Source organism: Facilibium subflavum (assembly GCF_003574485.1).
Classification (GTDB): domain Bacteria; phylum Pseudomonadota; class Gammaproteobacteria; order Francisellales; family Francisellaceae; genus Facilibium; species Facilibium subflavum.
This window is the reverse complement of record NZ_QLIT01000085.1, coordinates 1-22,521: the sequence shown is the minus strand read 5'-3', so window position 1 is coordinate 22,521 and position 22,521 is coordinate 1. Positions and strand designations below refer to the sequence as shown.

The window sequence follows — 22,521 nt, the reverse complement described above, 5'->3', positions numbered from 1 at the left end:
CATATACCGAGTGGCTTTACAATAACAGAAGCTTTCGCCTGAAGTCATTCATAAAGAATTACTGTATGTACATGTGAGTATACTTAAGCATAGAAAAACTGAAAAGAAATAAGGCATTCCATCAGCTACTGTTGCGCATGCAGCTTAGATTTATCAAACTATGGGACTGTCTTTAGCAAGCACACCTTTTGTTATTGTGGATAACTCAATGTAGTGCCCTGGGTTTTGAAGGAATCCTTATAAAATAAGGCTTTCACATTCAAAAGTGTCAAAGTCGGGATATAATTCAGTTCATTTTTTTTAAAACCATCACGCATTTTCCTAATACTACCTTTTGCCTTTTGTCGTAATGCTTCTGCAAATGCTATTTTCACTGCCAAAAAAGTCATTGTTGCGCCAATCGTTGCAGATAGAATCGCCCAGATACCACCCAAAAAAGTACCAAATAAGAATCCACCTAACAGTGTCATCACCGTCGCTCCTGGCACTGAAAATGCTACAATAGCGACATAAATGAGCATATATAAAATCACACTTAAAAAATAATGATCTGTCGTAAAGCGTTGTAGATATTGATAGTTCTTTGCTATTGTGTCTAAATGTAGATATCTCTCACCACCTAAAGAAAAGAACAGCACAAACCCGATGGCTAACAGAATAATCGGCCATAACGTTTTTGTGCGCATGTATTTTCCCATTCACAATGTAATCAATACCTATTATCACACAGGAAGTTATACGAAAAATCAATGAGAACATATAAAATCATCCAGCACATTTACAACAAAACCTCATGATTTTGCCGTGCTTTTTATTGATGAAACATTTGAAAACTCAATGATCATCTGGTTTCCTTTAGCCTCATTTACCGTAATTTTGCTGGCATATACCCCACCTTCCATAACAATGCTTGTAATCGCTTTATTCAAAGGAGATGATTTTGGTTTAAAGCCAACAATCCAGTGTTTTGCATCACCTTGAAAGTAAATGTTAAAGTACTGCTCAATCGCTGCTGTATTGCCTTTAAAAATAGAAAGAAACACACGTGTAAATGCAAACACGATCGGCTGCTCTTTGGCAGTGATAATCATTGGCGGATTATCCTCGATTGACTGACGGATTTCATTATCGGTGACAACAAGTGTTGATTTAAACGGTTTTTCCTGTGACCATGTCAACTCTTTGGACTTATCTAGCTCAAATGTTCCCGATGATTTAAGTGGACGTGATAAAAGCTTCATATTCCGTGTTTGTGTAAAGTCGCCACGAATGTGATCCATTTGCGCCTGCGCCTTTTGTATTTCAGTAAAAACAGGTTTGTCTTTTTGGCTTAATGGGTGTGAAAAAACCGAATCATCTGCATATACATTACATACAAACAATGTCAGTATAGCCAGAAAAAAGAATCGTTTCATGTAAAGCGCCTTATTTTATCAATTAATATTTCAGGTGAGACAAATTGTAACTCATGTGTTTGTAAATCTAATGCAAGTTGCGTTGTCAGCGCTTTTGTCAGCTTATTCCCTGTTTTCTGATCATAAATGCTATACGCGATCTTAAGCCTGTTTTCATACTCAATTATTTTGCTCTCAATTTCAATTAACTGGCCAAATTTAACAGGTTTTATGTATTTAATCTGTAAATCAACGATTGGCCACATAAAACCAGAGTCTGCCATATCATTATAATTATAACCAATTTTATCCAGAAGCTCGCATCGCGCGATTTCAAGATACTTGACATAGTGACCATGCCAGGCAATCTGAAGGCTATCAACATCAAAAAATGGAATTTTGATCACTGTTTTATGTGTAATATTATCACTCATGATCCATCGGCGCCCAAAAATCAAAAAAATTAAACCACTGTTCAGGGTAAGCCAAACAGTATGGTGTAAGAAAATCACTATATTGCTGCGCATAGCGTGTCAGCGATTGTAACTTATTTTTCCGCTGTACAGCAAGCTCATCAGCAAAATGTTCAAAAACGACGTGAAAGTGCTTATCTTTTTGTTTCAAGCATAGCATCGTATAAGCGGGTGCTTTCAGGGTTGCTGCTAAAATAAAAGCCCCTTGTGGGAAATAAGCCTTTTTTCCTAAAAAGTCCGCCTGTAAATTTTTATCAGGCTTTGTCACAGAAGTGCGATCACAGGCAATCACAATAAGCTCACCACGGTCAATTTTCTCTTGTAAACGCATGGCAAAACACATATCAATATCGTTGACTTCAATCATGCTCAAGGAAAAATCAGCATTGATTGCATTTAAGGTCTGATTAAACTTTTGTGCATGCTTATTAAATACTAATGCATTGACTTTAAGCCCCGGAGTTAGTCGTGACAAGGCACGGGTAATTTCCATATTCCCTAAGTGTGCGGTAAAGATAACAGCACCTTTTTTCTGCGCGACCAGTGACATTAATACCTGTTTATTTGGAAAATTAATTTGTCCATAACCAATCTTTCCTGACCAGACAGCGAGCTTATCAATGATACTTTGACCAAAGGCAATAAAATGTTTAAAGCTTGATGGCTTGATAAATGCAATAACATGACTTAATGCATAGTTTTCAGCTTGTTCTAGATATTTTCTTGAGGATCGCCGCGCCTGCGGTGATGTTAAAAAGAAATAAGCCATCACTGGATAGATGAGTAAATACGTCAACCGCCGCCCTAATAACCGGTAGCACCATAAACTTATTCTAAGCCCTAGCAAAGTGCCTTTCTCAGGCAATTTTGACCAATGCCAGATTTTCTGCCCTTTACTTCCCATGCTTTTTTATCCATATTTTCATTTTTTGTTTGGGCATGGCAATAATCATTCCACATAATAAACGTGTGTGTAACCATGATATTCTTAAGTTATCGCGCCAGAGTTTAAAATGAGACAAGCCATCTTCTGGATATGTCACACGTGTGGGAATATAGATAATATCAACATCTTCCCAATAAAGCTTGACCAGGATTTCAATATCAAATTCCATCCGCCAAGGCACAGGATGATGCTGATATTTTGCCATGGTTTTGGCTAAAACAACCAAAGGGTAAATACGAAAACCACACATCGCCTCAACAAGCTTCGTACTCCAGATTTCAAGCATTACAAAAAAATTCGTAATCTTACGACCATGTAACCGCGATTTTGGTACACTTTGATCATACACAGGTTGACCTGAAATAACGGCTTGAGGGCATTTTTTAGATAATGCAATAAACTTTTCAATATCGCTGGCAGCATGTTGAGCATCTGCATCAATTTGAATTACATGACTAAACCCACGTTTAGATGCCTTGAGAAAACCTGCCATCACAGCACCACCCTTCCCATAATTTTCTGGCAATGTAATCACTTCCACCCAATTATGCCGAGAAGCAGCGCTTGCAATAAGATTTTTGTTATACAAATCACTACCATCATCGACAACAATACAAGGAAGGAGATAGCCTGAGAGCTTTTCAAGAAGGGATGATAAGGTTTTCCCATGATTATAATTAGGAATAATCAAACAATACTGACTCATGAGCTCATAAGCGCTATCTTACCGATAGCATACACTCTATCATGCTGGTCAAAATAGCGGAAGTCTAAACGCGTATCCATGATATTAAGCGCTAAGTATAATTGCATATCAGGCTTAATAACCTTGGTAAACTTAAGCTGCTGAATTTTATCAACCCGTTTTCTATCAAGCGCTAAAAATTGGCTGGCAAAATAAATGGCAAAGTCGGTTTGTGCAACACCTGGTAGAACCGGTATATTTGGAAAATGCCCTTTAAAGGCCAAAAGGGATTGATCAAAAAAAAGCAGAATCTTAAGCTGACTTGTTTGATCAAATGTATCAGGATATCGCGTGACAACCTTGGGATATTTCATGGCAAAGTGTCAATTATATTGTTTAAAAAAGAGTATAAACTGGATGAATTAAATTAACCAGTAATGCTGGGAACAAACCAAAAATTAAGATCAGTAATGAATTTATACTCAAGCCTAAAAGCGTGTTTTTATTCGCATAAACCGGTGTTTGATTTTTTGGTTCATCAAAATAAATCACTTTAACCACGCGAATATAGTAAAATGATGCAATAACGGACATAATCAAGGCATAAGTTACTAAGACATAATGATGCCCATCAATTAAGCCCATAACAACAAACAGTTTCGCTACAAAGCCTGATAATGGTGGAATCCCTGCCATAGAAAACATCAGGATTAACATTAAAAAAGCAATCCATGGGTTTCGACGGTTTAACCCGGCAAAATCAACGAGATCCTCAACATCATTCCCCTTGACACTTAAAACAATTAACACCCCAAATGATGCTGCCGCCATTAAGATATACACAATAATGTAAAATAAGGCCGTAGATACAGCAAAAGCGTCAGGCGATAAGATTAAGGCCAATAGAACAAATCCAATATGCGAAATGGTTGAATAACCTAACAGGCGTTTTAAATTTGTCTGAGCAAGTGCTAATAAATTACCAAAGAAAATTGAAATAACCCCTAAGACCATTAACACTTTATGCCAGGCAAAGGCTTGTGCAGGCATGGCAACCATTAGAATATTAACAAGCATGGCAAATGCTGCCAGTTTTGGTACAGAGGCTAGAAACGCTGTTACGGCATTTGGCGAGCCTTCATAAACATCAGGCACCCACATATGAAAAGGAACCGCGCCAAGTTTAAACGTTGCGGTTGTGATCATTAACACCATGCCAACCAAGACGATATTTAAATGTGCTGGATTGGTATTAGCCAAATAAATGCCAATATCATGAAGGTTTAAACTGCCGGTAATGCCATAAATAAAAGACATACCATATAATAGTAAACCTGAGGTAATTGCACCTAAGATAAAATATTTAATCGAGGCTTCTGCACCCTTGGCAAAATTGCGACGAATTGCCAGTAAGGCATAAAGTGGCAATGATAATAACTCAAGGCCGATATACACCGTTAATAAACTATATGCTGATACCAAAGTCACAGCGCCCAGGATAGATAGAAGTGACAGCGTATAGAATTCACCTTGTGGCAGTTTACGATCTTCAATATAGTCTTTCCCATAGATAAAGACCAAAAAAGCTGCCAGAAAAATAAACTCTTGTAAAATAAACGTGAAATCATTGGAATAAGTTTGTCCACCAAAACCGACATAAACAGGGGAAACAAACTGCTCAAACGTCATCCAGGCGGCAATAATCAAAAAAATCTGCGTCAAAATATAAGCCAGATTTTTAACATATTTGCCGAAAAACAAATCCGACAACATTACCACCATTGCAGCAACAGCAATTGTGATTTCAGGTAGTATGGTAATAATATCTGCTAACATCATGATCTCTATTTATCCTATTGTTATCAAGTGTGCTGCATGAATAACATATGTTGAAGCAGCTGAAGAAACTTGCAATATTGGCTCCGGATAAAAGCCAAAAAATACTGTTGGAATAGCTAATAAAACAAAAACAAGCACTTCAAGGCCAGAAATGTCTTTTAAATTAGCAATTGAATTACTTACCACTTTGCCAAAGAAAACACGTTTATACATCCACAATGTATATGCCGGGGCAATAATTAAGGTCAACCCAGCCAATAAAGCAACCCAAGGCGCATATTTAAATACTGCCAAAACGATAAGAAATTCACCGACAAAACCACTTGTGCCAGGTAAACCAACATTTGCAAGTGAGAAAAGCATAAAAAAGGCAGCAAAGACAGGCATAGAGCGTGCTACACCCTGGAAGTCTGCGATATTACGCGATTGAATGCGCAAGTATAAATAACCACAGCCAATAAACATCCCGCCAGATGAAAAAGCATGTGCAATCATTTGAAAGACAGCGCCTTGGACAGCCAATTGTGCATCAGCAAGCCCCAAAGCATGCTCAGGTGAGCTTTTAACTAACAAGAAGATTGAAAACATCCCTAACGTCACCAGGCCCATATGAGAAATAGAGGAGTAGGCGATCAAGCGCTTAAAATCTGTTTGCGCCATTGCCACAATACCAACATACACGATTGCAATTAAAGATATAATAATTAAGAACCAATCTAGCGTTGCTGTGATCGTTGGGATCAAAGGCAATACAAAGCGTAAAAAGCCATACGCACCAAGCTTTAACATCAGTGCGGCCAAGATGACTGAACCACCTGCTGGCGCTTCTGAGTGCGCATCAGGAAGCCATGAATGAAATGGCCACATTGGAATTTTTACCGCAAATGCTAAGAAGAAAGCACCAAATAGCAACCATTGTGCCGTAAGTGTAATATTAACAAGTGTGCCTGTTGGGCTTATTTGCGTTGCCCAATGAATAAAGTTTACAATTGAGAACGTCCCACTATCAACTAAATCCGTAGTTGGTAATTGTGTGACTTGATGTTGGATATACAAAAATGCGATGAGCAAAAAAATCGAACCGGCAAAAGTGTATAAGAAATATTTGATTGCCGCATAGGCTTTTTTCTTACCACCCCAAATGCCAATACCTAATGTTGTTGGAATCAGCAAGGCTTCCCAGAAAAAATAAAATAACATCGTATCTTGTGCGGCAAATACGCCGTTTGTTAATCCTGTTGTAATCAAAAAAATGGCCATATACTGTCTTAAGCGAACTGTGATGCTATTCCAGGCCGCTAATACGATTACCAAGTTTGTAAAACAGGTCAGAATAATAAATAATACCGAGAATCCATCAACGCCTAATGCATAATATACCGCATCATTATTGCCAAACAGGCTAAACCATCTGACTTTCTCCACAAACTGCATTTGTGCACTTGCCGGGTTAAAGTCCATATATAAGGGAATACACAATAACAGCGTTAAAACAGCAACGGCCAACGCGCTCCAACGTGCAGCTTCTTTACGACCATCAGGCGATTTGGCTGCCAACACAAGAAATCCACCGATAATGGGGACCCAGATTAATAAACTCAATAAATAGTGAGTAATAAACATAATATTAAATTTCCTCTACCTGGCGCTTTAGTTTACCCAAAATATCAACCATACAATTAATGCAACCACACCAATAAGCAATACCAGTGCATAATCAAATATGTAGCCGCGTTGCAGCTTTCTTAGCTTTTTACCGGTAAAATAGATCAAGCCGGCACTGCCATGAACAGCTACTTTATCAATCATAAAGATATCGATAACAACCCATAAAATCTTACTCAGTAACACACTGCCTTTCACAAAGAACACATCATAAAGTCCATCGATAAAATATTTTTTTACCAACACATAATGCAAAATACCGACACCAGATTTCGCCTGAGCTAAGAATTGTGGCACGCGTGGAAATAACACATAAAGAATATAAGATAGAACCAAAGCGGAAATTGCCAGCCAAAATGGCAATGTATGAACAGAATGCGCAATATAATCCCATGGCGTTTTGGTGTATGATTCAGCGGCTAAAGCTGAAACTACGGTCATATTACCTAAAGCCGGTTGAATATATTGACTGATCGTGTTGCCAAAAAAACTTTGACTCGTCGTTAGATTCGGTGTTAATGCTGATTCAAAAAATAGCATCCCAGCAAAAATTGACGCAATCGATAGCAATATTAAGGGAATTAAAATACTCCATGGCGATTCTTTGATATGTGCTTTTGTATGCGCATCCATTCTTGGCTTGCCATGAAATGTCATAAAAATAAAGCGGAAAGTGTAAAACGAGGTAACAAAAGCACAAGCCAGCACCAAATAATAGGCAAATTCATGTCCTGGTAATGTAGTAACTTTAGCAGCATCGATAATCAAGTCTTTTGAGAAAAAACCTGAAAAAGGCGGAATCGCGGCTAATGCCCAACCACCAATAATCATACAGATATAAGTGATTGGCATATACTTGCGTAAACCGCCCATTTTACGCATATCCTGCTCATGATGAAGGGCTACAATAACAGAGCCTGCGGCCAGGAACAACAATGCCTTAAACATTGCATGGGTCATTAAATGGAACATCCCGATTGAAAAGCCAGATGCCCCTTGTGCTACCATCATATAACCTAATTGAGACAGCGTACAATAAGCGATAACTCGCTTGATATCCATCTGAACAATTGCCAATAACCCCATAAACAAACAGGTAATTCCACCGATAATCATCACAAAGCTTAATGCCATTGGCGAGTGAACAAACATCGGTGACAAACGGGCCACCATAAACACACCTGCTGTCACCATTGTTGCGGCATGAATTAGTGCTGAAATAGGCGTTGGACCTTCCATTGAGCCTTCAAGCCACGTATGTAGTGGAAACTGCGCTGATTTTCCCATCGCACCGATAAAAAGTAATACGCACATAAGTGTAATCGGCGAGAAGTGTAATCCTAAAAAAGAGATCATTTGCGTATTATTGATATTATTTACTGCAGTAAATACCGTGTGATAATCAATTGAATTAAAGTAATAAATAACCGCGGCAATACCCAGCAAAAAGCCCAAATCACCCACACGGTTCATAATAAAAGCACGAAGTGAAGCCTCATTCGCTGAATCACGATCAAAATAAAAACCGATCAATAAATAGGAAAATAAGCCAACGCCTTCCCAGCCAAAAAACAGTAACAAGAAATTGCTGGCCATTACCAAACAAAGCATTGCAAAGGTGAAGCCTGAAATATAGGAGAAAAAACGCGCATAACCTTTATCACCGCGCATATAACCAATAGAGTAAATATGCACAAGTGTCGAAACAAACGTGACGATCAGCATCATAAATACCGATAGGCGATCCACCGTAAAAGCAACTTTCATACCAATACTTGGAAACAGTGCCCAATTAAAGTACGTGACGTTATAGACTGCGTTATTGACATAAACACCGTAAGCTAGCACAGCACTTAGTACAAAAGATAAAGCCACTAAAGCAACCGTAATGAAATTAACACCTGACAGTTTCACCTGCTTAGAGAAAAATCCTGCGATAATCGCACCAATTGCTGGTGCAAGAATAATAATGGCAATAATAAAGTCAATGCTCATTACGTTAACCCTTTAATGTATTTAGTTTACTAACATCAATTGTCTTTCTTGTTCTAAATAACACGACAACAATTGCCAGACCAATTGCGGCTTCTGCTGCTGCAACGGTTAAGATAAAAAAGACAAATACATCACCTGTACTTTGTTTTAGCATGCTTGAAAAAGCGATGAAATTCGTGTTAACTGCTAAGAGCATCAACTCAATTGACATCAATAAAATAAGCAGATTACGACGGTTAATAATAATACCTGCGATGCTTAATGAAAAAATGATCGCACTAAAAATTAAATAGTGTGTCACAGGAATAGGAATACTATTCATCAGTTTTATCTCCCTTATCATCCTTCTTCTCAGCATCAAGCTTCAGCATTGTCAATCTGTCTTTTGGATCGACTTTAATCTGAAGCGCTGGATTTACTGCTTTATTACCAGGTTTTCTGCCACGGAACGTCAATGTGATAGCCGCAACCATCGCAGCCAACAGCACCATTGCCGCCAACTCAAAAGCATATAAATAATCATCTGAAAACATTAAATTTCCTAATGCTCTAACCGTACCTTTTCCGCCTGTCATTTCCTGACCGGAGAAACTATGTATGACAAGCATAGAAATCAATACTGCCAGGCATGCGCAAAGCAGGATAGCCACTGGCCAATAAATCACAAGTTTCTTTTGTTTGCTCATGATGTCAATATCAATCATCATCACCACAAACAAGAACATAACTAAAACAGCGCCAACGTATATGACAATTAAAAGCAAAGCCAAGTACTCTTGTTGCATTGTCAACCATATCCCTGCTGCTGCAAAGAAAGTAAATACTTTAGCAATAACGGCTCTAACCGGGTTTTTTGCACTTATCACCAATAAAGCACCTAAAATAGTTAGCGCAGCGAATACATAAAATATAATATTAACCGTCATAACACCTTCCTACCTAAACGCTTTATCAGCAGCACGATCTGCTGCAATTTGTTCTTCATACTCATCACCAATCGCTAAAAGCTTGGCTTTGGTCATAATATTTTCACCACGATTTTCAAAGTGATATTCAAAAATACGCGTTTCAACAATTGAGTCAACCGGGCATGATTCTTCACAAAATCCACAATATATGCACTTAAACAAATCGATTTCATATTTTGTTGTTCTTCTTGAACCATCCTCGCGAGGTTCAGCTTCAATCGTGATAGCCAAGGCTGGACACACCACTTCACAAAGCTTGCAGGCAATACACCTTTCTTCACCATTTTCATAACGACGTAGAGCATGAAGCCCTCGAAAGCGACCAGATTGTGGTGTTTTTTCATCAGGATATTGTACGGTAACCTTGCGTGTAAACAAGTGTTTTCCTGTTACTTTTAAGCCTTTTAAAAGCTCCCAAAGTAAAAAAGTACTTACATAGCGTTTTATCGCTTTAAACATTTTGACTCCTTACCACCATGGTCCTAGGCCAAGCTTGACCATCAATGCAACGACAATTACCCAGACAAGTGTTAATGGAATAAATACTTTCCAGCCCAGACGCATCAACTGATCATAGCGATACCTTGGGAATGTCGCCCGGATCCATAAAAATATAAACATAAAAACAGCCGTTTTTAGAAATAGCCAAATCATTCCCGGCACAAAACTAAAAAACTGATCTAAACCTGGAATACTTTGAAAAGGTGACATCCAACCACCTAAGAAAAATACTGCTGTCAAGAGACTAATTAAGATCATATTGGCATATTCAGCCAAAAAGAATAATGCAAAGCGCGCACCGGAATATTCAACATGGTGCCCGGCAATAATTTCTGATTCGCCTTCTACCACATCAAATGGTGCACGGTTTGTCTCGGCGACACCTGAGATAAAATAAATAATGAACAAAGGGAATAAAGGGATAAAATACCAATGCCAAATACCACCTTGTTGTGTCTCAACAATAGTCGATAGATTCAATGAACCTGCCGCAATTAAAACACCAACAATAGCAAACCCCATTGCCAGCTCATAAGACACAACCTGTGCAGCTGCTCTTAATGCGCCAAACATTGCATATTTTGAATTAGAAGCCCAGCCTGCAATCACAACACCATAAACGGCAATCGAAGTCATTGCTAAAACATACAACAAGCCTGCATTAATATCAGCCAGCACGATTCCTTTACCAAATGGCACCACAGCCCAGGCTGTATAGGCAGGCGCAAAAGCAAGCATCGGTGCAATGAAAAATAAATAGCGGTTTGACTTGGTTGGGATAATGATTTCCTTTAACAGCAATTTGGCTGCATCAACGATCGGTTGCAATAGACCAAATGACCCAACACGGTTTGGTCCGATACGATCTTGCATATAGCCAATAACCTTTCGCTCGGCAAAAGTATAATAGGCAACGACTAGGATAAGCGGAATAATAATCAACAAGATTTTTAAAACAATCCAAATAATATCTATAATCATTGTTCTGTTACCTCTGCTTTAACCGGCTTAATTTTAACACTCGTATCACTATCAATACAAGCTGGCATAAGCTGAAATGGTACTGCAATTGTATTTTGCGCAATATCTTTATCAATTGAAAATGATAAAATATAATCTTCACCGTCAATATGAAAACCAATAAACTCAGCCTCCTCCAAAGCATATGCGCTGGCAATACTTTGAGAAACACGAACACAATCATACCATTTGGCATCTTTTGTCTGCTGTAAAGCGCTGCTTCTACGCAACAAAGCATCCGTTTTATACATCGATATAATCGGCATCAGGCCTGGTTTATCTGTAATAGCAGGCAAAGACGAGGATAATAAACCCTCAACATCAACATGGTTCTCTTGTTTTTCAATTGCATGCCACTGTTTGAAAACTTCATCAACGCTTTGATACTCATAACCTTCAATTGATAATAAATTTCCTAATACACGCAAAATTTTCCATAGTGGCTTGCTGTCGCCTACTGCTGAAATCACCGCTTTAAAATGCTGGATTTCACCACTGATATTAACAAATGACCCTTCATCTTCAAAATGTGTTGCAATCGGCAACATAATATCTGCATATTCACGCATCGCTTCATTGTCAAATGCTGAAAATGCAACAACAATGTCAATCTTGCCTAATGCTTTTGTCACCTTTTCACCCCAGATCGCATCAAGCTCTGGCTCAACGCCTGCCAAAAGCAAAAGCTTGGTATCTGTTTGTCCAGAAAAAACCTCTTTAGCGCTTTTACCTACTTCTTGAGCAGTATTTAGCTGTGGCGTATATTCAGGTGTCATACCAGAAAGCAAAGCACCTTTACTGTTAGCCCCAAAGCTTAAAGTGCCACCTTTTGCTCCCAGTAAATCCTTGATAACAGCAATAAGCGCATAAATCTGCGCGAAGTCTTTATTTAAAACGGCATCAAAACCTGCAATAACAACAGGCGCTTTCGCCTCGATCAATTTTGCAGCGATTTCCTCAATCGCTGGTGCTATATCAACATCAGCTAAAAATTGTTTTAAAATATCTTTTGATACGGGTGCTTTGGAAACTCGCTGAGAGACCGCTTTTACAAGGCTAGATAATGCATAAACAAGCTCACTTGTTTCTACCAGTACGTTTTCAACTGGATAATTGAAATCATAATACTGGCTATTAATTGCTATAACTTGTGCATTGTTTTTTACCGCCTTTCTTACACGGTGGTTTATTAATGGTATTTCTTTTCTAAGATAACTGCCAAGCAATAAAATGGCATCTGCTTGTTCAATATCAGTCAATGAACAATCAAGGCCTGTAGATGAATATACACCTTTTTCCAGCCCACCTTGCTTAAGGCGAGTATCGATATTGTTTGTGCCAATATCGCGCATTAACTTTTGTAACAGAAAAAGTGCCTCAGTTGGCAAAGACTCCGATGCAATGCTGGAGATTGCCTGTACACCATCTTGCTGTTTTGTCTGCTCAATAGCAACCTTAATAAAATCAAGCGCTTCTTCCCACGAAACCGTCTGCCAGGTGCCATTTTTTTTAATCATAGGGGATTGCAAGCGATCTTGGCTATGCACACCAAGATAGCTAAAGCGATCTTTATCTGCAATCCAGGTTTCATTGATCGCCTCATTATCTTTTGGCACCAGACGCATTAACTGGTTGCGTCTGACATGTGCATACACATTAGCGCCAACCGCATCAGCGCAGGAAATAGTTGGGTATTGCTGAAGCTCCCAGGCACGTGCTTTAAACCTGAAAGGTTTTGATGTCAATGCACCCACCGGGCACAAATCAATGATGTTTCCTGACAGCTCAGAGTCAACCGTGTTTTTCACATAAGTACTGATATAGACATGATCTCCTCGCCCCATCGCACCAAGTTCTTTGTCACCGGCAATCTCTTCACCAAAACGTACACAACGTGTACATTGAATACAACGCGTCATATCTGTTGCAACCAGTGGTCCTAAACTTGGATCATCAAAGGCACGCTTTGTTTCACTATACTTTGACACATCATTGCCATAACCCATGGAAATATCCTGTAGCTCACATTCACCGCCTTGATCGCAAATAGGGCAATCTAAAGGATGGTTAATCAACAAAAACTCCATCACTTTTTTCTGATAGGACAATGTTTTTGGTGATTTAGTGAAGACTTTCATCCCGTCCATAACAGGCGTTGCGCATGCAGGTGATGGCTTTCTTGCTTTTTCAATTTCAACCAGACACATCCGACAATTTGCCGCAACAGAAAGCTTTTTATGATAACAAAAACGAGGAATATAAATACCATGCCTATCTGCCACCTGGATAACCATTTCACCAGGATTTGCATAATAAGGCTGCCCATCGATTTCTATCGTAATTTTTGGCGCTTGTTGTTCTGACACAGGCCTCACCCTTAAATGTTACTCTTTTTCTACCATATGATAGTTGATGACTAAACTCACCAACTATCAAGCAGCACACATGCTGCGTTTATTTGTTATCATATACTCAAATTCATGTCTGAATTTTTTAATATAGCTTTGCACAGGCCAAGCAGCAGCATCGCCTAAGCCACAGATAGTATTGCCTTCAATATTATAAGCAACACGCTCCAGATTTTCTAAATCTTCAATCTTGCCTTGACCATGTAAAATTCTCTCAAGCGCTCTGGCCATCCAGCCAGTTCCCTCACGACAAGGTGTACATTGCCCGCAAGACTCCTCATAATAAAACTCAGCAAGACGTGCTAATATCTCAACCATGCAAGTGCCTTCAGAGATCACAACAACAGCACCTGATCCAAGCATAGAGCCTGCATCAGCAATGGATTCATAGTCCATTGTAACCTTAAGCATCTCATCACCTGTTAAAATCTTACAGGAACTACCACCTGGAATGACTGCTTTAATTTTTTTATTATCTTTCACGCCACCGGCAAGTGATAAAAGCTCAGTAAAAGGCAAACCAAGCCCAACCTCAAAAACGCCGGGCTTATTGACATGACCTGAAACACAAAACAGTTTGGTTCCACCACTTTTTTCAGTACCAAGTTTCTGAAACCACTGCCCACCTTTTTCTAAAATAACAGGGGCAGATGCGTATGTTTCTGTATTATTGATATTTGTGGGACAGCCATAAAGCCCTTTATTTGCAGGGAAAGGCGGCTTAAACCTTGGCTGGCCCTTTTTACCTTCCAATGAATCTAATAACGCTGTTTCTTCACCACAAATATAAGCACCTGCACCAATAGAGCAATAAAGCTCGAAGTCAATACCTGAATTACGGATATTTTTGCCCAAAATCCCCATGGCGCGTGCCTCTTCTAATGCTGCTTCAAAACGCGCAATCGGCTCATAAAATTCACCACGAATATAATTATAACCAACTGTTGAACCTGTTACATACCCGGCAATAGCCATACCTTCAATAAGCTGATGGGGGTTATTTCGTAGAATTTCTCGATCCTTACAGGTACCCGGTTCACCTTCGTCAGAATTACAGACAACATATTTCTGCCCAGGGGCATTACGCGGCATAAAGCTCCACTTCAATCCAGTTGGAAATCCAGCGCCACCACGGCCACGAAGGCCTGATACCTTAAGTTGCTCAATAATTTCTTCTGGCGGAATTTTTTCTTCCAGAATTTTTTTCCAATAAGAATAACCGCCAACTGATTCATAACTTTTCAAAGACCATGGTCTTTCAAGATGGAGTGTACGAAAACAAACTTCATTTGCCATAATTTACTCCAGGTTATCCAACAGTTGATCTACTTTTTCAAAGTCCAGGTTCTCATAAAAGACTTTATCGACTTCTAGCATCGGTGCACCGCAACAGGCACCCTGGCACTCAACAGTCCTAAGCGTTACACGCCCATCAGCCGTTGTTTGCCCTGCTTTAATGCCTAGTTTATTTTCAATATAACGGACAATTTCTTTCGCCCCATTTAACATACAAGATACATTCGTGCAAACATTTAACTTATGGCGCCCAACAGGCTCCAAATCATACATGCTATAAAAAGTCGCAACTTCATATACAGAAGCGTTATCCACACCTAAATATCTAGCCAGATTATCCATTAACTGTACAGTTAAATATCCACCATTATGATCCTGAAGAACATGCAGGCCAGGCAAGATTACCGATTTTTTCTGATTTTGTGGATAGCGCACTTCCCAAGCCTTTAACGCATTGATGATTTCTTGTGAAAACAGCTGTTTTTGTTCCGACATTCTTCTTATACCTACTTTATCGATCAACATCACCAAACACAATGTCTTGCGTGGCAATAATAGCTGGCACATCTGCAAGCATGTGCCCACTTAGCATTTCATTCATTGCACTTAAATGCGTAAAGCCAGGTGCACGAATTTTAACACGGTAAGGCTTATTTGCCCCATCAGAAACCAAATAAATACCAAACTCGCCCTTTGGATGCTCAGTGCCAACATACACCTCGCCTTTAGGAACACAATAACCTTCTGAAAAGAGCTTAAAGTGTTGAATCAATGCTTCCATATCATTTTTCATCTCATCACGCTTTGGTGGAACTACTTTTGGATCATCCGCCATTACAGGTCCTTCATTTTCCCGAAGCCATTTGACACATTGGCGAATAATTTTATTTGACTCACGCATCTCGGCCATGCGAACAAGATAGCGATCATAGCAATCGCCTTCTTTACCAATTGGAATTTCAAAATCAAGCTCATCATAAACTTCATAAGGTTGCTTTTTGCGAAGATCCCAGGCAATCCCGGAAGCACGAAGCATTGGGCCACCAAAACCTAGTGCCTTAGCACGCTCAGAACTCACCTTGCCAATGCTTACTGTTCGTTGTTTCCAGATACGGTTATTGGTTAAAAGGCTTTCATACTCATCAACAATACCAGGGAAACGCTCAGTAAAATCCCAAATAAAATCCAACAATGAACCTTGTCTGGCTTTGTTTAATGCTTTTGTTTTCTTCTTTGAGCGAAAACGTGATGCTTCATATTTTGGCATCTGCAAAGGCAGATCACGCGCAACGCCACCTGGACGAAAATAAGTTGCGTGCATTCTGGCACCTGAAACCGCTTCATAGCAATCAAACAAGTCTTCACGCTCTCTAAATGCATAGAGAAACATGGTCATTGCACCTAAATCCAGACTATTGGCTGCTGTCCATAATAAATGATTTAAAATGCGCGTAATCTCAGCAAACATTACGCGAATATACTGCGCACGTCTTGGTACTTTAATACCTAATAATTTCTCAATGGCCAATACATACGAGTGCTCATTACACATCATTGAAACATAATCCAAACGGTCCATATAGCCAATACTTTGATTATATGGCTTTGACTCTGCCAGTTTTTCTGTCCCACGGTGTAATAAGCCAATGTGTGGATCTGCTCTTACGACAAGCTCACCATCAAGCTCTAGCACCAAACGAAGAACCCCGTGTGCGGCTGGATGTACTGGACCAAAATTCATGGTATAGTTTTTAAATTCTGCCATTGTAAAACCCGTGTTTACTCTTCATTTAAATAACGGTTATCATGACGAATCACTTTTGGTGTATTTACCCTTGGGTCAATCTCAACAGGCTCATATACCACACGTTTTTGCGCTTCATCATAACGCATCTCTACATAACCACTTTGTGGAAAATCCTTTCTAAATGGATGCCCGACAAAGCCATAATCAGTCAGAATTCTGCGCAGATCAGGGTGCCCGACAAACATCACGCCAAACATATCAAAAACTTCACGTTCATGCCAATTGGCAACCGGCCAGACATTTGTTGAAGTTTGTATCATCAAATCAGACTCAGCTAAAAAAGCTTTAATTCGTATGCGAACATTTAACGATAGACTTAACAGGTGATAGACAACGGCAAAGCGTTTTTTCGCAACATTTGGTTCTTTATGCAAAAGCTGACCTTTTACCACTGCCCGTGAAAAACCCGTGCTTGTTGCACTTTGTGTCTTCCACTCATCTTGACCGTACGTCAAATAGTCAACACCAGAAATATCAATTAATTGTTCAAACTTATACACATCTCTTAAGCGCGTTAAGACATCAATAATATCAGCCTTATCAACTTCTGCTGTAAATTCACCATACTGGCTGCAAACAGAAACAAATTTCTCACCAAAATCTGCAACCAAATCGTCAACAAACGCTTTTGTTAGTGCCATGACTTTATTTCCTTGCGATTGTATTGGTTCGTTTTATTTTATTCTGTAGCTGAATAATACCATAAATAAGTGCTTCAGCTGTAGGTGGACAGCCAGGAACATAGATATCCACTGGCATAATTCGATCACAACCTCTAACAACAGAGTAAGAATAATGATAATACCCGCCTCCATTTGCACAGGATCCCATTGAAATCACCCATTTGGGGTTTGGCATCTGATCATATACTTTACGCATTGCTGGCGCCATTTTATTGCAAAGCGTTCCAGCAACAATCAATACATCAGACTGTCTTGGCGAAGGTCGAAAAACAACACCAAATCGATCCAGGTCATACCTTGATGCGCCTGCGTGCATCATCTCAACAGCACAACAGGCCAAACCAAAGGTTACAGGCCACAAAGACCCCGTTCTCACCCAATTAACAAGCGCATCAGCACTGGCAGTAACAAAGCCTTTATCAGACTTTATATTCTCTTCTACTCCCATTCTAATGCTCCTTTTTTCCACTCATAAATAAAGCCAACAAGAAGAATAAATAAAAAAATCATCATCGCAATAAATGCCGCCCAGGAAATGCCACCACTTCCAGCAGTATCACGCACAAGCACACCCCATGGCAACATAAAAGCCACCTCAAGATCAAAAACTAAAAATAAGATGGCAACCAAATAAAAACGCACATCAAACTTAATTCGTGCGTCCTCAAATGTGTCAAACCCACATTCAAATGGCGCATTCTTTTCAGGTGTTGGCGCTTTAGCACCAACAATAATTGACAAAATCTTACCACCCACTGCCATCGCAATGGCAATGGCAACTGCTACAATTAAAAACACCAGAATTGGTAAAAACTCATGGTATACACTGTAGTATTGATACATGCTTTATTTCCTTTCGTTTTTGGTGCCAAAGGCGGGACTCGAACCCGCACAACCAATGGTTACCACCCCCTCAAGATGGCGTGTCTACCAATTCCACCACTTTGGCAATAAAAGCACTACATCACATCTATCGTAATGTACTAAAAATCATGCTTCAACTGGCTTTTTAGGCATCGCCTTATCATCACCACTTTGGGCATCAGACTTACTATGATCAGTTTTCAGCAATGCTTTGCTATCTAGTGATGCTGGTTCAACACTCTTTTGCTGTGCTGGTTGCGCTTTTGCTTCATCAATTAACTGTTGCTGTTGCGCTTGTTGTTTCTGGAAGTCTACTTGAGAGACGCCCGAATTAGCTTGCGCCGACGCATCAGTATTTAAGTGTTTACCAATATAGCTCAAACTAATGCTTGTTACAAAAAAAACTGCCACCAAAAAAGCAGTAAACTTAAATAAAAATGGTGCCGCACCTCGACTGCCAAAAACAGTCTGTGATGACCCTGAACCAAAAGAAGCGCCCATACTGGCGCCTTTACCCTGTTGCAACAAAATTACTGCAACAATAAGTACTGCCACAACAATGTGAATTGTGATTACTAACGTAAACATGTTTTTCGTTTTGCCTGATTTATAATTTCACCAAAATCCTTCCCACTTAAGGAAGCACCACCAATCAATCCGCCATCGACATCATCAAGCGCCAGAATTTCAGCCGCATTCGATGGTTTCAGGCTGCCACCATATACAATTCTTACATTTTTAGCAAGATTTTCGTTAAATTTTGTGATGGTCTGGCGAATAAATGCATGCACGTCCTGTATCTGATTTGCTGTAGCTGCAAGCCCTGTTCCAATCGCCCAGACAGGCTCATAAGCAATAACAATATTGGCTAATGCCTTAAGCGATAAATAGCTAAAAAGCACACGAATTTGCTCAAATAAAATCTTTTCCAATTCACCTGATAAACGTTGATCCAGGCTCTCACCGATACAAACAACTGCCGTCATACCTGCATCTGTGATTTTTTTTGCCTTTAGTGCAACTTCAACGTTGGTCTCAGCGTATAAAGCACGGCGCTCTGAATGTCCGGCCAAGACATACTGACAATCAAAGTCTTTAAGCATTGAAGTACTTATTTCTCCAGTATAGGCACCATCATCATGGTGACTTACGTTTTGCGCCCCAAGGCAAACCCCTTTAAGATTCGTCCGTGCATAAAACAAATAAGGACTTGGCACACATACTGCCATATCAACATGTGCTGATGTGTCCGCGATGCCATTTAGCGCTTCGCATAATGTTTTTATTGTTAACAGGGAACCATTCATCTTCCAGTTTCCCATAATTATTTGCTTTCTCACTACCGCACTCCTTCATGCATTAGGTAATTTCTTCTGGACGCAGTCCACCAAGTACTCAGTCCACTTTTTCGCCAATGCGCTATCAATCGCTTCAACCATCACTCTTAACACAGGTTCAGTTCCAGAAGGCCGTAGCACAACACGCCCATTCTCAGCCAAGTGTTTTTCAGCGAAGCTTACATCTTCAATCAAAAGGCTCATATCATTGGCATCAATTCTGCGATGCAAAGGCACATTAACCATCATCTGCGGCATTTTCTTAATTGTCAACAGGGAAGACAAGGGCTTTGCGGTTTTTGTCAACACAGCTAAAACCTGCAAAGCCGCCAGCAAACCATCACCTGTTGTATTATAATTTAAATTAATAATATGCCCTGAGGCTTCACCACCTAATTGCCAGCTTTGCTCCTGTAATAGTGACATCACATAGCGATCACCAACTTTTGCACGCTTAAAACCAACTCGTTTCTCATCCAGTGCCTGCTCAATCGCAAGATTTGTCATCACGGTGCCAACAACACCACCAATCTCCCCAGTGATATCTTCATGTTGCGACAAAAGATATAAAATGTCATCGCCATCAACACTGCAACCGCTTTCATCAACAAGCATCAGGCGATCACCATCACCATCAAAGGCAACGCCCAGCTGTGCACTGTGATTAATCACGGCTTCTTTTAGATATTCAAGATGTACCGCGCCGCAATCTTTATTAATATTCACGCCATCAGGTTTTGATGCAATTTCAATATACTTCAGACCAAGTTGATCAAATACAGCTTTGGCGACACGAAAAGTTGCACCATTCGCACAATCAAGCACAATTTTCCGATCAGCATAATCAATTCTATTTTTAAACAACGAAATACAATGTTCAATGTAAGGTGAAATTTGATTAATCTGACTACTAATTTTACCATAATCACCCTGTGGATGATAATAAAAGCCTTGGTCAATATATTGCTCAATCTCGCTTTCCAGCGAATCTGAAAGCTTCTGTCCCTTATCAGAAAACAGCTTTATCCCATTATCATAATATGGGTTATGAGAGGCGCTTAACACAACACCGGCCTGTGCTTTAAGCTTTGTTACCATAAAAGCAACCACAGGGGTTGGCACTACACCTAAATTTATCACACTCACCCCTGCAGCTGTTATCCCTGCTGTAAAAGCAGATTTCAGCATATCACTGGAATTACGCGTATCTTGCCCGATGACAACTGACTGCGCACCTTGCACTTTTTTAATCAAAACCTGCCCAACAGCATTACCAAGCTTTAAAGCAAACTCAACGGTAATAGGAAATTCGCCCACTTTGCCACGAACGCCATCGGTTCCAAAATATTTTCGAGCCATCTATTTATTGTTCTTAAATCAAAGACTTGCAAGCATGATAAAAGTTATATGGACAGAATACAATACCATTCAACCTAAAAGCATGTATCAAGGATAAATACCAAACCCGCCCCTTTACTGCCAAGTATACTCGCCAGAAAATAGCTTAAACCATAAATGTCACAAAAATAAAAGATTTTGCTTTTATTCTTATTTGGCTTTATTACAATAAGCACACACGAAGTCTCAACAGAAAACACATATGTATCAACGTATTATAAAAATATTACTGGCCTTTATATTTATTATCCCTTTATATGGTTTTGCCGCCACAAAAGACCCGCTAATATTTAGCATTCTGATCACACGCCACGGAGATCGTGCACCTTTTGCACAAATTAAAAACCATGCTTATCAATGGGGCACAGATTTAGAGGAGCTCACACCCTTAGGTATGCACCAGGCCTACCTTGTCGGCCAAAAATTAAAGAAATTTTACATGAAGGATCACACATTACTGCAGACACACTATCAATCCAATAGCATTTATGCAATATCCAGCGATACCAACCGAACCATTATGACGGCTGAAAGCCTGCTTCAGGGCTTATACCCGCCAGGCACAGGTCCAAGTGTGAATGAAAAACCTGCCTTAGCGAAAAAAGTCCAGGTTATCCCAATTCGCACACTTTCACAAAACTCAACACTGCTAATGCCACCATATCCACAATATTTAAAGCTATTGCAAACTGACGTTTACCCAACAGCAAAATGGCAAGAAATACAAAAATCATACCAGCAAGATTTCAAAACATGGCATAACATTTTAGGCAACCCTGTGAACAATTTGCAAGATGTCATGACAATAGGAGACGTACTCAATGTTGCCAAAGCGCACCAAAAGCCCTTACCAAAAGGTTTAACGCAAAACCAGGCACAAACCATTATTCGCTTACGGGATAAGGCTTTAGCCATGCAGTTTCAATCTCAAAAGTTCAGCTACATTATTGCACATAAGTTATTAAATCAGATAAATGAGAATATCCAAAAAGTCAAAACGCATGATCAGCGCTATAAGCTTATCTACTATTCTGGTCACGATTTGACACTTCTTGCGATTATGGGTGCACTTAATCTTCCATTAAAGCAGGCACCTGATTATGCAAGCTTTATACAATTTCCCGACTTTGACACTTTTGAATGTGAAAGCCTTATTTTATAAGGATTCCTTCAAAACCCAGGGCACTACATTGAGTTATCCCCAATACCATAAGGTCTGCTTGCTAAAGACAATCTCATCGT

The 22,521-nt window shown here is 39.6% G+C and carries 24 protein-coding genes, 1 tRNA gene and 1 pseudogene; 2 read left to right on the top strand and 24 right to left on the bottom strand.

The annotated features are described in order from the left end of the window. Positions 1-214: pseudogene (locus tag DNK84_RS15205) on the top strand (IS1634 family transposase); the annotation flags it as partial. Here DNK84_RS15205 and DNK84_RS06095 read toward each other — a convergent pair. The 24 genes from DNK84_RS06095 to glmM form a co-directional block, all read right to left on the bottom strand. Next, positions 192-686 carry a TVP38/TMEM64 family protein gene (locus DNK84_RS06095; RefSeq protein WP_119343665.1) on the bottom strand — a complete coding sequence of 165 codons (495 nt, stop codon included), beginning with the start codon at positions 684-686 and terminating at the stop codon, positions 192-194. The pseudogene DNK84_RS15205 and the gene DNK84_RS06095 sit on opposite strands and share 23 nt — an antisense overlap. 105 nt (positions 687-791) lie before the next feature. Next, the gene (locus DNK84_RS06090) at positions 792-1,415 is read right to left on the bottom strand and encodes a LolA family protein (protein WP_119343664.1); all 624 of its coding nucleotides are present in this window, start codon (positions 1,413-1,415) and stop codon (positions 792-794) included. Beyond that, positions 1,412-1,828, bottom strand: coding sequence for an acyl-CoA thioesterase (locus DNK84_RS06085; protein ID WP_119343663.1), 417 nt, complete (start codon positions 1,826-1,828; stop codon positions 1,412-1,414). The genes DNK84_RS06090 and DNK84_RS06085 overlap by 4 nt, the downstream gene beginning before the upstream one ends. Further along, on the bottom strand, positions 1,821-2,771 hold the full coding sequence (locus tag DNK84_RS06080; protein WP_119343662.1) for an LpxL/LpxP family acyltransferase: 951 nt from the start codon (positions 2,769-2,771) through the stop codon (positions 1,821-1,823). Before DNK84_RS06080 ends, DNK84_RS06085 begins: the two co-directional genes overlap by 8 nt. After that, positions 2,761-3,519 carry a glycosyltransferase family 2 protein gene (locus tag DNK84_RS06075; RefSeq protein ID WP_119343661.1) on the bottom strand — a complete coding sequence of 253 codons (759 nt, stop codon included), beginning with the start codon at positions 3,517-3,519 and terminating at the stop codon, positions 2,761-2,763. The genes DNK84_RS06080 and DNK84_RS06075 overlap by 11 nt, the downstream gene beginning before the upstream one ends. After that, positions 3,516-3,872, bottom strand: coding sequence for an ApeI family dehydratase (locus tag DNK84_RS06070; RefSeq protein WP_119343660.1), 357 nt, complete (start codon positions 3,870-3,872; stop codon positions 3,516-3,518). The genes DNK84_RS06075 and DNK84_RS06070 overlap by 4 nt, the downstream gene beginning before the upstream one ends. Positions 3,873-3,894: 22 nt before the next feature. Beyond that, positions 3,895-5,337 carry an NADH-quinone oxidoreductase subunit NuoN gene (nuoN, locus tag DNK84_RS06065; protein ID WP_235826841.1) on the bottom strand — a complete coding sequence of 481 codons (1,443 nt, stop codon included), beginning with the start codon at positions 5,335-5,337 and terminating at the stop codon, positions 3,895-3,897. A gap of 9 nt (positions 5,338-5,346) precedes the next feature. Beyond that, a complete protein-coding gene (locus DNK84_RS06060; protein WP_119343658.1) occupies positions 5,347-6,960 on the bottom strand; it encodes a complex I subunit 4 family protein in 1,614 nt (537 codons plus the stop codon). Positions 6,961-6,987: 27 nt separating this feature from the next. Continuing rightward, entirely contained in the window at positions 6,988-8,997 is a 2,010-nt protein-coding gene (gene nuoL / locus DNK84_RS06055) for an NADH-quinone oxidoreductase subunit L (protein WP_119343657.1), read from the bottom strand. 4 nt (positions 8,998-9,001) lie between these two features. Next, entirely contained in the window at positions 9,002-9,319 is a 318-nt protein-coding gene (gene nuoK / locus DNK84_RS06050; RefSeq protein ID WP_119343656.1) for an NADH-quinone oxidoreductase subunit NuoK, read from the bottom strand. Continuing rightward, positions 9,312-9,923: an NADH-quinone oxidoreductase subunit J gene (locus DNK84_RS06045; RefSeq protein ID WP_119343655.1), complete on the bottom strand. Its 612-nt coding sequence runs from the start codon at positions 9,921-9,923 to the stop codon at positions 9,312-9,314. The genes nuoK and DNK84_RS06045 overlap by 8 nt, the downstream gene beginning before the upstream one ends. 9 nt (positions 9,924-9,932) lie before the next feature. Beyond that, positions 9,933-10,424 carry an NADH-quinone oxidoreductase subunit NuoI gene (gene nuoI, locus DNK84_RS06040; RefSeq protein ID WP_119343654.1) on the bottom strand — a complete coding sequence of 164 codons (492 nt, stop codon included), beginning with the start codon at positions 10,422-10,424 and terminating at the stop codon, positions 9,933-9,935. 9 nt (positions 10,425-10,433) lie between these two features. Next, complete coding sequence (gene nuoH, locus DNK84_RS06035; protein ID WP_119343653.1) at positions 10,434-11,447, bottom strand: NADH-quinone oxidoreductase subunit NuoH; 1,014 nt, start codon at positions 11,445-11,447, stop codon at positions 10,434-10,436. After that, a complete protein-coding gene (gene nuoG / locus DNK84_RS06030) occupies positions 11,444-13,852 on the bottom strand; it encodes an NADH-quinone oxidoreductase subunit NuoG (protein ID WP_119343652.1) in 2,409 nt (802 codons plus the stop codon). The genes nuoH and nuoG overlap by 4 nt, the downstream gene beginning before the upstream one ends. Before the next feature lie 66 nt (positions 13,853-13,918). Next, entirely contained in the window at positions 13,919-15,190 is a 1,272-nt protein-coding gene (nuoF, locus tag DNK84_RS06025) for an NADH-quinone oxidoreductase subunit NuoF (RefSeq protein ID WP_119343651.1), read from the bottom strand. A 3-nt stretch (positions 15,191-15,193) separates the two neighbouring features. Next, entirely contained in the window at positions 15,194-15,685 is a 492-nt protein-coding gene (locus DNK84_RS06020) for an NADH-quinone oxidoreductase subunit NuoE family protein (RefSeq protein WP_119343650.1), read from the bottom strand. A 16-nt stretch (positions 15,686-15,701) separates the two neighbouring features. Further along, positions 15,702-16,955, bottom strand: a complete 1,254-nt coding sequence (locus DNK84_RS06015) for an NADH-quinone oxidoreductase subunit D (protein ID WP_119343649.1) — start codon at positions 16,953-16,955, stop codon at positions 15,702-15,704. A 14-nt stretch (positions 16,956-16,969) separates the two neighbouring features. Continuing rightward, on the bottom strand, positions 16,970-17,638 hold the full coding sequence (locus DNK84_RS06010) for an NADH-quinone oxidoreductase subunit C (RefSeq protein WP_119343648.1): 669 nt from the start codon (positions 17,636-17,638) through the stop codon (positions 16,970-16,972). 4 nt (positions 17,639-17,642) lie between these two features. Beyond that, positions 17,643-18,128, bottom strand: coding sequence for a NuoB/complex I 20 kDa subunit family protein (locus DNK84_RS06005; RefSeq protein ID WP_119343647.1), 486 nt, complete (start codon positions 18,126-18,128; stop codon positions 17,643-17,645). After that, positions 18,119-18,523, bottom strand: coding sequence for an NADH-quinone oxidoreductase subunit A (gene ndhC / locus DNK84_RS06000; protein WP_119343646.1), 405 nt, complete (start codon positions 18,521-18,523; stop codon positions 18,119-18,121). Before ndhC ends, DNK84_RS06005 begins: the two co-directional genes overlap by 10 nt. A gap of 20 nt (positions 18,524-18,543) precedes the next feature. Beyond that, positions 18,544-18,629, bottom strand: a tRNA-Leu gene (locus tag DNK84_RS05995). Positions 18,630-18,670: 41 nt separating this feature from the next. Continuing rightward, a complete protein-coding gene (gene secG / locus DNK84_RS05990; protein ID WP_119343645.1) occupies positions 18,671-19,132 on the bottom strand; it encodes a preprotein translocase subunit SecG in 462 nt (153 codons plus the stop codon). Then, entirely contained in the window at positions 19,120-19,866 is a 747-nt protein-coding gene (gene tpiA / locus DNK84_RS05985) for a triose-phosphate isomerase (RefSeq protein WP_119343644.1), read from the bottom strand. The genes secG and tpiA overlap by 13 nt, the downstream gene beginning before the upstream one ends. A gap of 30 nt (positions 19,867-19,896) precedes the next feature. Further along, entirely contained in the window at positions 19,897-21,240 is a 1,344-nt protein-coding gene (gene glmM / locus DNK84_RS05980; protein WP_119343643.1) for a phosphoglucosamine mutase, read from the bottom strand. 241 nt (positions 21,241-21,481) lie between these two features. Here glmM and DNK84_RS05975 point away from each other — a divergent pair, with 241 nt between their 5' ends. After that, positions 21,482-22,441: a histidine-type phosphatase gene (locus DNK84_RS05975; RefSeq protein ID WP_119343642.1), complete on the top strand. Its 960-nt coding sequence runs from the start codon at positions 21,482-21,484 to the stop codon at positions 22,439-22,441. The last annotated feature ends 80 nt before the right edge of the window (positions 22,442-22,521 follow it).

What these genes read in the sequence shown, in the direction of transcription:
- DNK84_RS06095 (WP_119343665.1), bottom strand. Translation starts at nt 686, where the DNA reads ATGCGCACAAAAACGTTATGGCCGATTATTCTGTTAGCCATCGGGTTT.
- DNK84_RS06090 (WP_119343664.1), bottom strand. Translation starts at nt 1,415, where the DNA reads ATGAAACGATTCTTTTTTCTGGCTATACTGACATTGTTTGTATGTAAT.
- DNK84_RS06085 (WP_119343663.1), bottom strand. Translation starts at nt 1,828, where the DNA reads ATGAGTGATAATATTACACATAAAACAGTGATCAAAATTCCATTTTTT.
- DNK84_RS06080 (WP_119343662.1), bottom strand. Translation starts at nt 2,771, where the DNA reads ATGGGAAGTAAAGGGCAGAAAATCTGGCATTGGTCAAAATTGCCTGAG.
- DNK84_RS06075 (WP_119343661.1), bottom strand. Translation starts at nt 3,519, where the DNA reads ATGAGTCAGTATTGTTTGATTATTCCTAATTATAATCATGGGAAAACC.
- DNK84_RS06070 (WP_119343660.1), bottom strand. Translation starts at nt 3,872, where the DNA reads ATGAAATATCCCAAGGTTGTCACGCGATATCCTGATACATTTGATCAA.
- nuoN (WP_235826841.1), bottom strand. Translation starts at nt 5,337, where the DNA reads ATGATGTTAGCAGATATTATTACCATACTACCTGAAATCACAATTGCT.
- DNK84_RS06060 (WP_119343658.1), bottom strand. Translation starts at nt 6,960, where the DNA reads ATGTTTATTACTCACTATTTATTGAGTTTATTAATCTGGGTCCCCATT.
- nuoL (WP_119343657.1), bottom strand. Translation starts at nt 8,997, where the DNA reads ATGAGCATTGACTTTATTATTGCCATTATTATTCTTGCACCAGCAATT.
- nuoK (WP_119343656.1), bottom strand. Translation starts at nt 9,319, where the DNA reads ATGAATAGTATTCCTATTCCTGTGACACACTATTTAATTTTTAGTGCG.
- DNK84_RS06045 (WP_119343655.1), bottom strand. Translation starts at nt 9,923, where the DNA reads ATGACGGTTAATATTATATTTTATGTATTCGCTGCGCTAACTATTTTA.
- nuoI (WP_119343654.1), bottom strand. Translation starts at nt 10,424, where the DNA reads ATGTTTAAAGCGATAAAACGCTATGTAAGTACTTTTTTACTTTGGGAG.
- nuoH (WP_119343653.1), bottom strand. Translation starts at nt 11,447, where the DNA reads ATGATTATAGATATTATTTGGATTGTTTTAAAAATCTTGTTGATTATT.
- nuoF (WP_119343651.1), bottom strand. Translation starts at nt 15,190, where the DNA reads ATGGCAAATGAAGTTTGTTTTCGTACACTCCATCTTGAAAGACCATGG.
- DNK84_RS06020 (WP_119343650.1), bottom strand. Translation starts at nt 15,685, where the DNA reads ATGTCGGAACAAAAACAGCTGTTTTCACAAGAAATCATCAATGCGTTA.
- DNK84_RS06015 (WP_119343649.1), bottom strand. Translation starts at nt 16,955, where the DNA reads ATGGCAGAATTTAAAAACTATACCATGAATTTTGGTCCAGTACATCCA.
- DNK84_RS06010 (WP_119343648.1), bottom strand. Translation starts at nt 17,638, where the DNA reads ATGGCACTAACAAAAGCGTTTGTTGACGATTTGGTTGCAGATTTTGGT.
- DNK84_RS06005 (WP_119343647.1), bottom strand. Translation starts at nt 18,128, where the DNA reads ATGGGAGTAGAAGAGAATATAAAGTCTGATAAAGGCTTTGTTACTGCC.
- ndhC (WP_119343646.1), bottom strand. Translation starts at nt 18,523, where the DNA reads ATGTATCAATACTACAGTGTATACCATGAGTTTTTACCAATTCTGGTG.
- secG (WP_119343645.1), bottom strand. Translation starts at nt 19,132, where the DNA reads ATGTTTACGTTAGTAATCACAATTCACATTGTTGTGGCAGTACTTATT.
- tpiA (WP_119343644.1), bottom strand. Translation starts at nt 19,866, where the DNA reads ATGGGAAACTGGAAGATGAATGGTTCCCTGTTAACAATAAAAACATTA.
- glmM (WP_119343643.1), bottom strand. Translation starts at nt 21,240, where the DNA reads ATGGCTCGAAAATATTTTGGAACCGATGGCGTTCGTGGCAAAGTGGGC.
- DNK84_RS05975 (WP_119343642.1), top strand. Translation starts at nt 21,482, where the DNA reads ATGTATCAACGTATTATAAAAATATTACTGGCCTTTATATTTATTATC.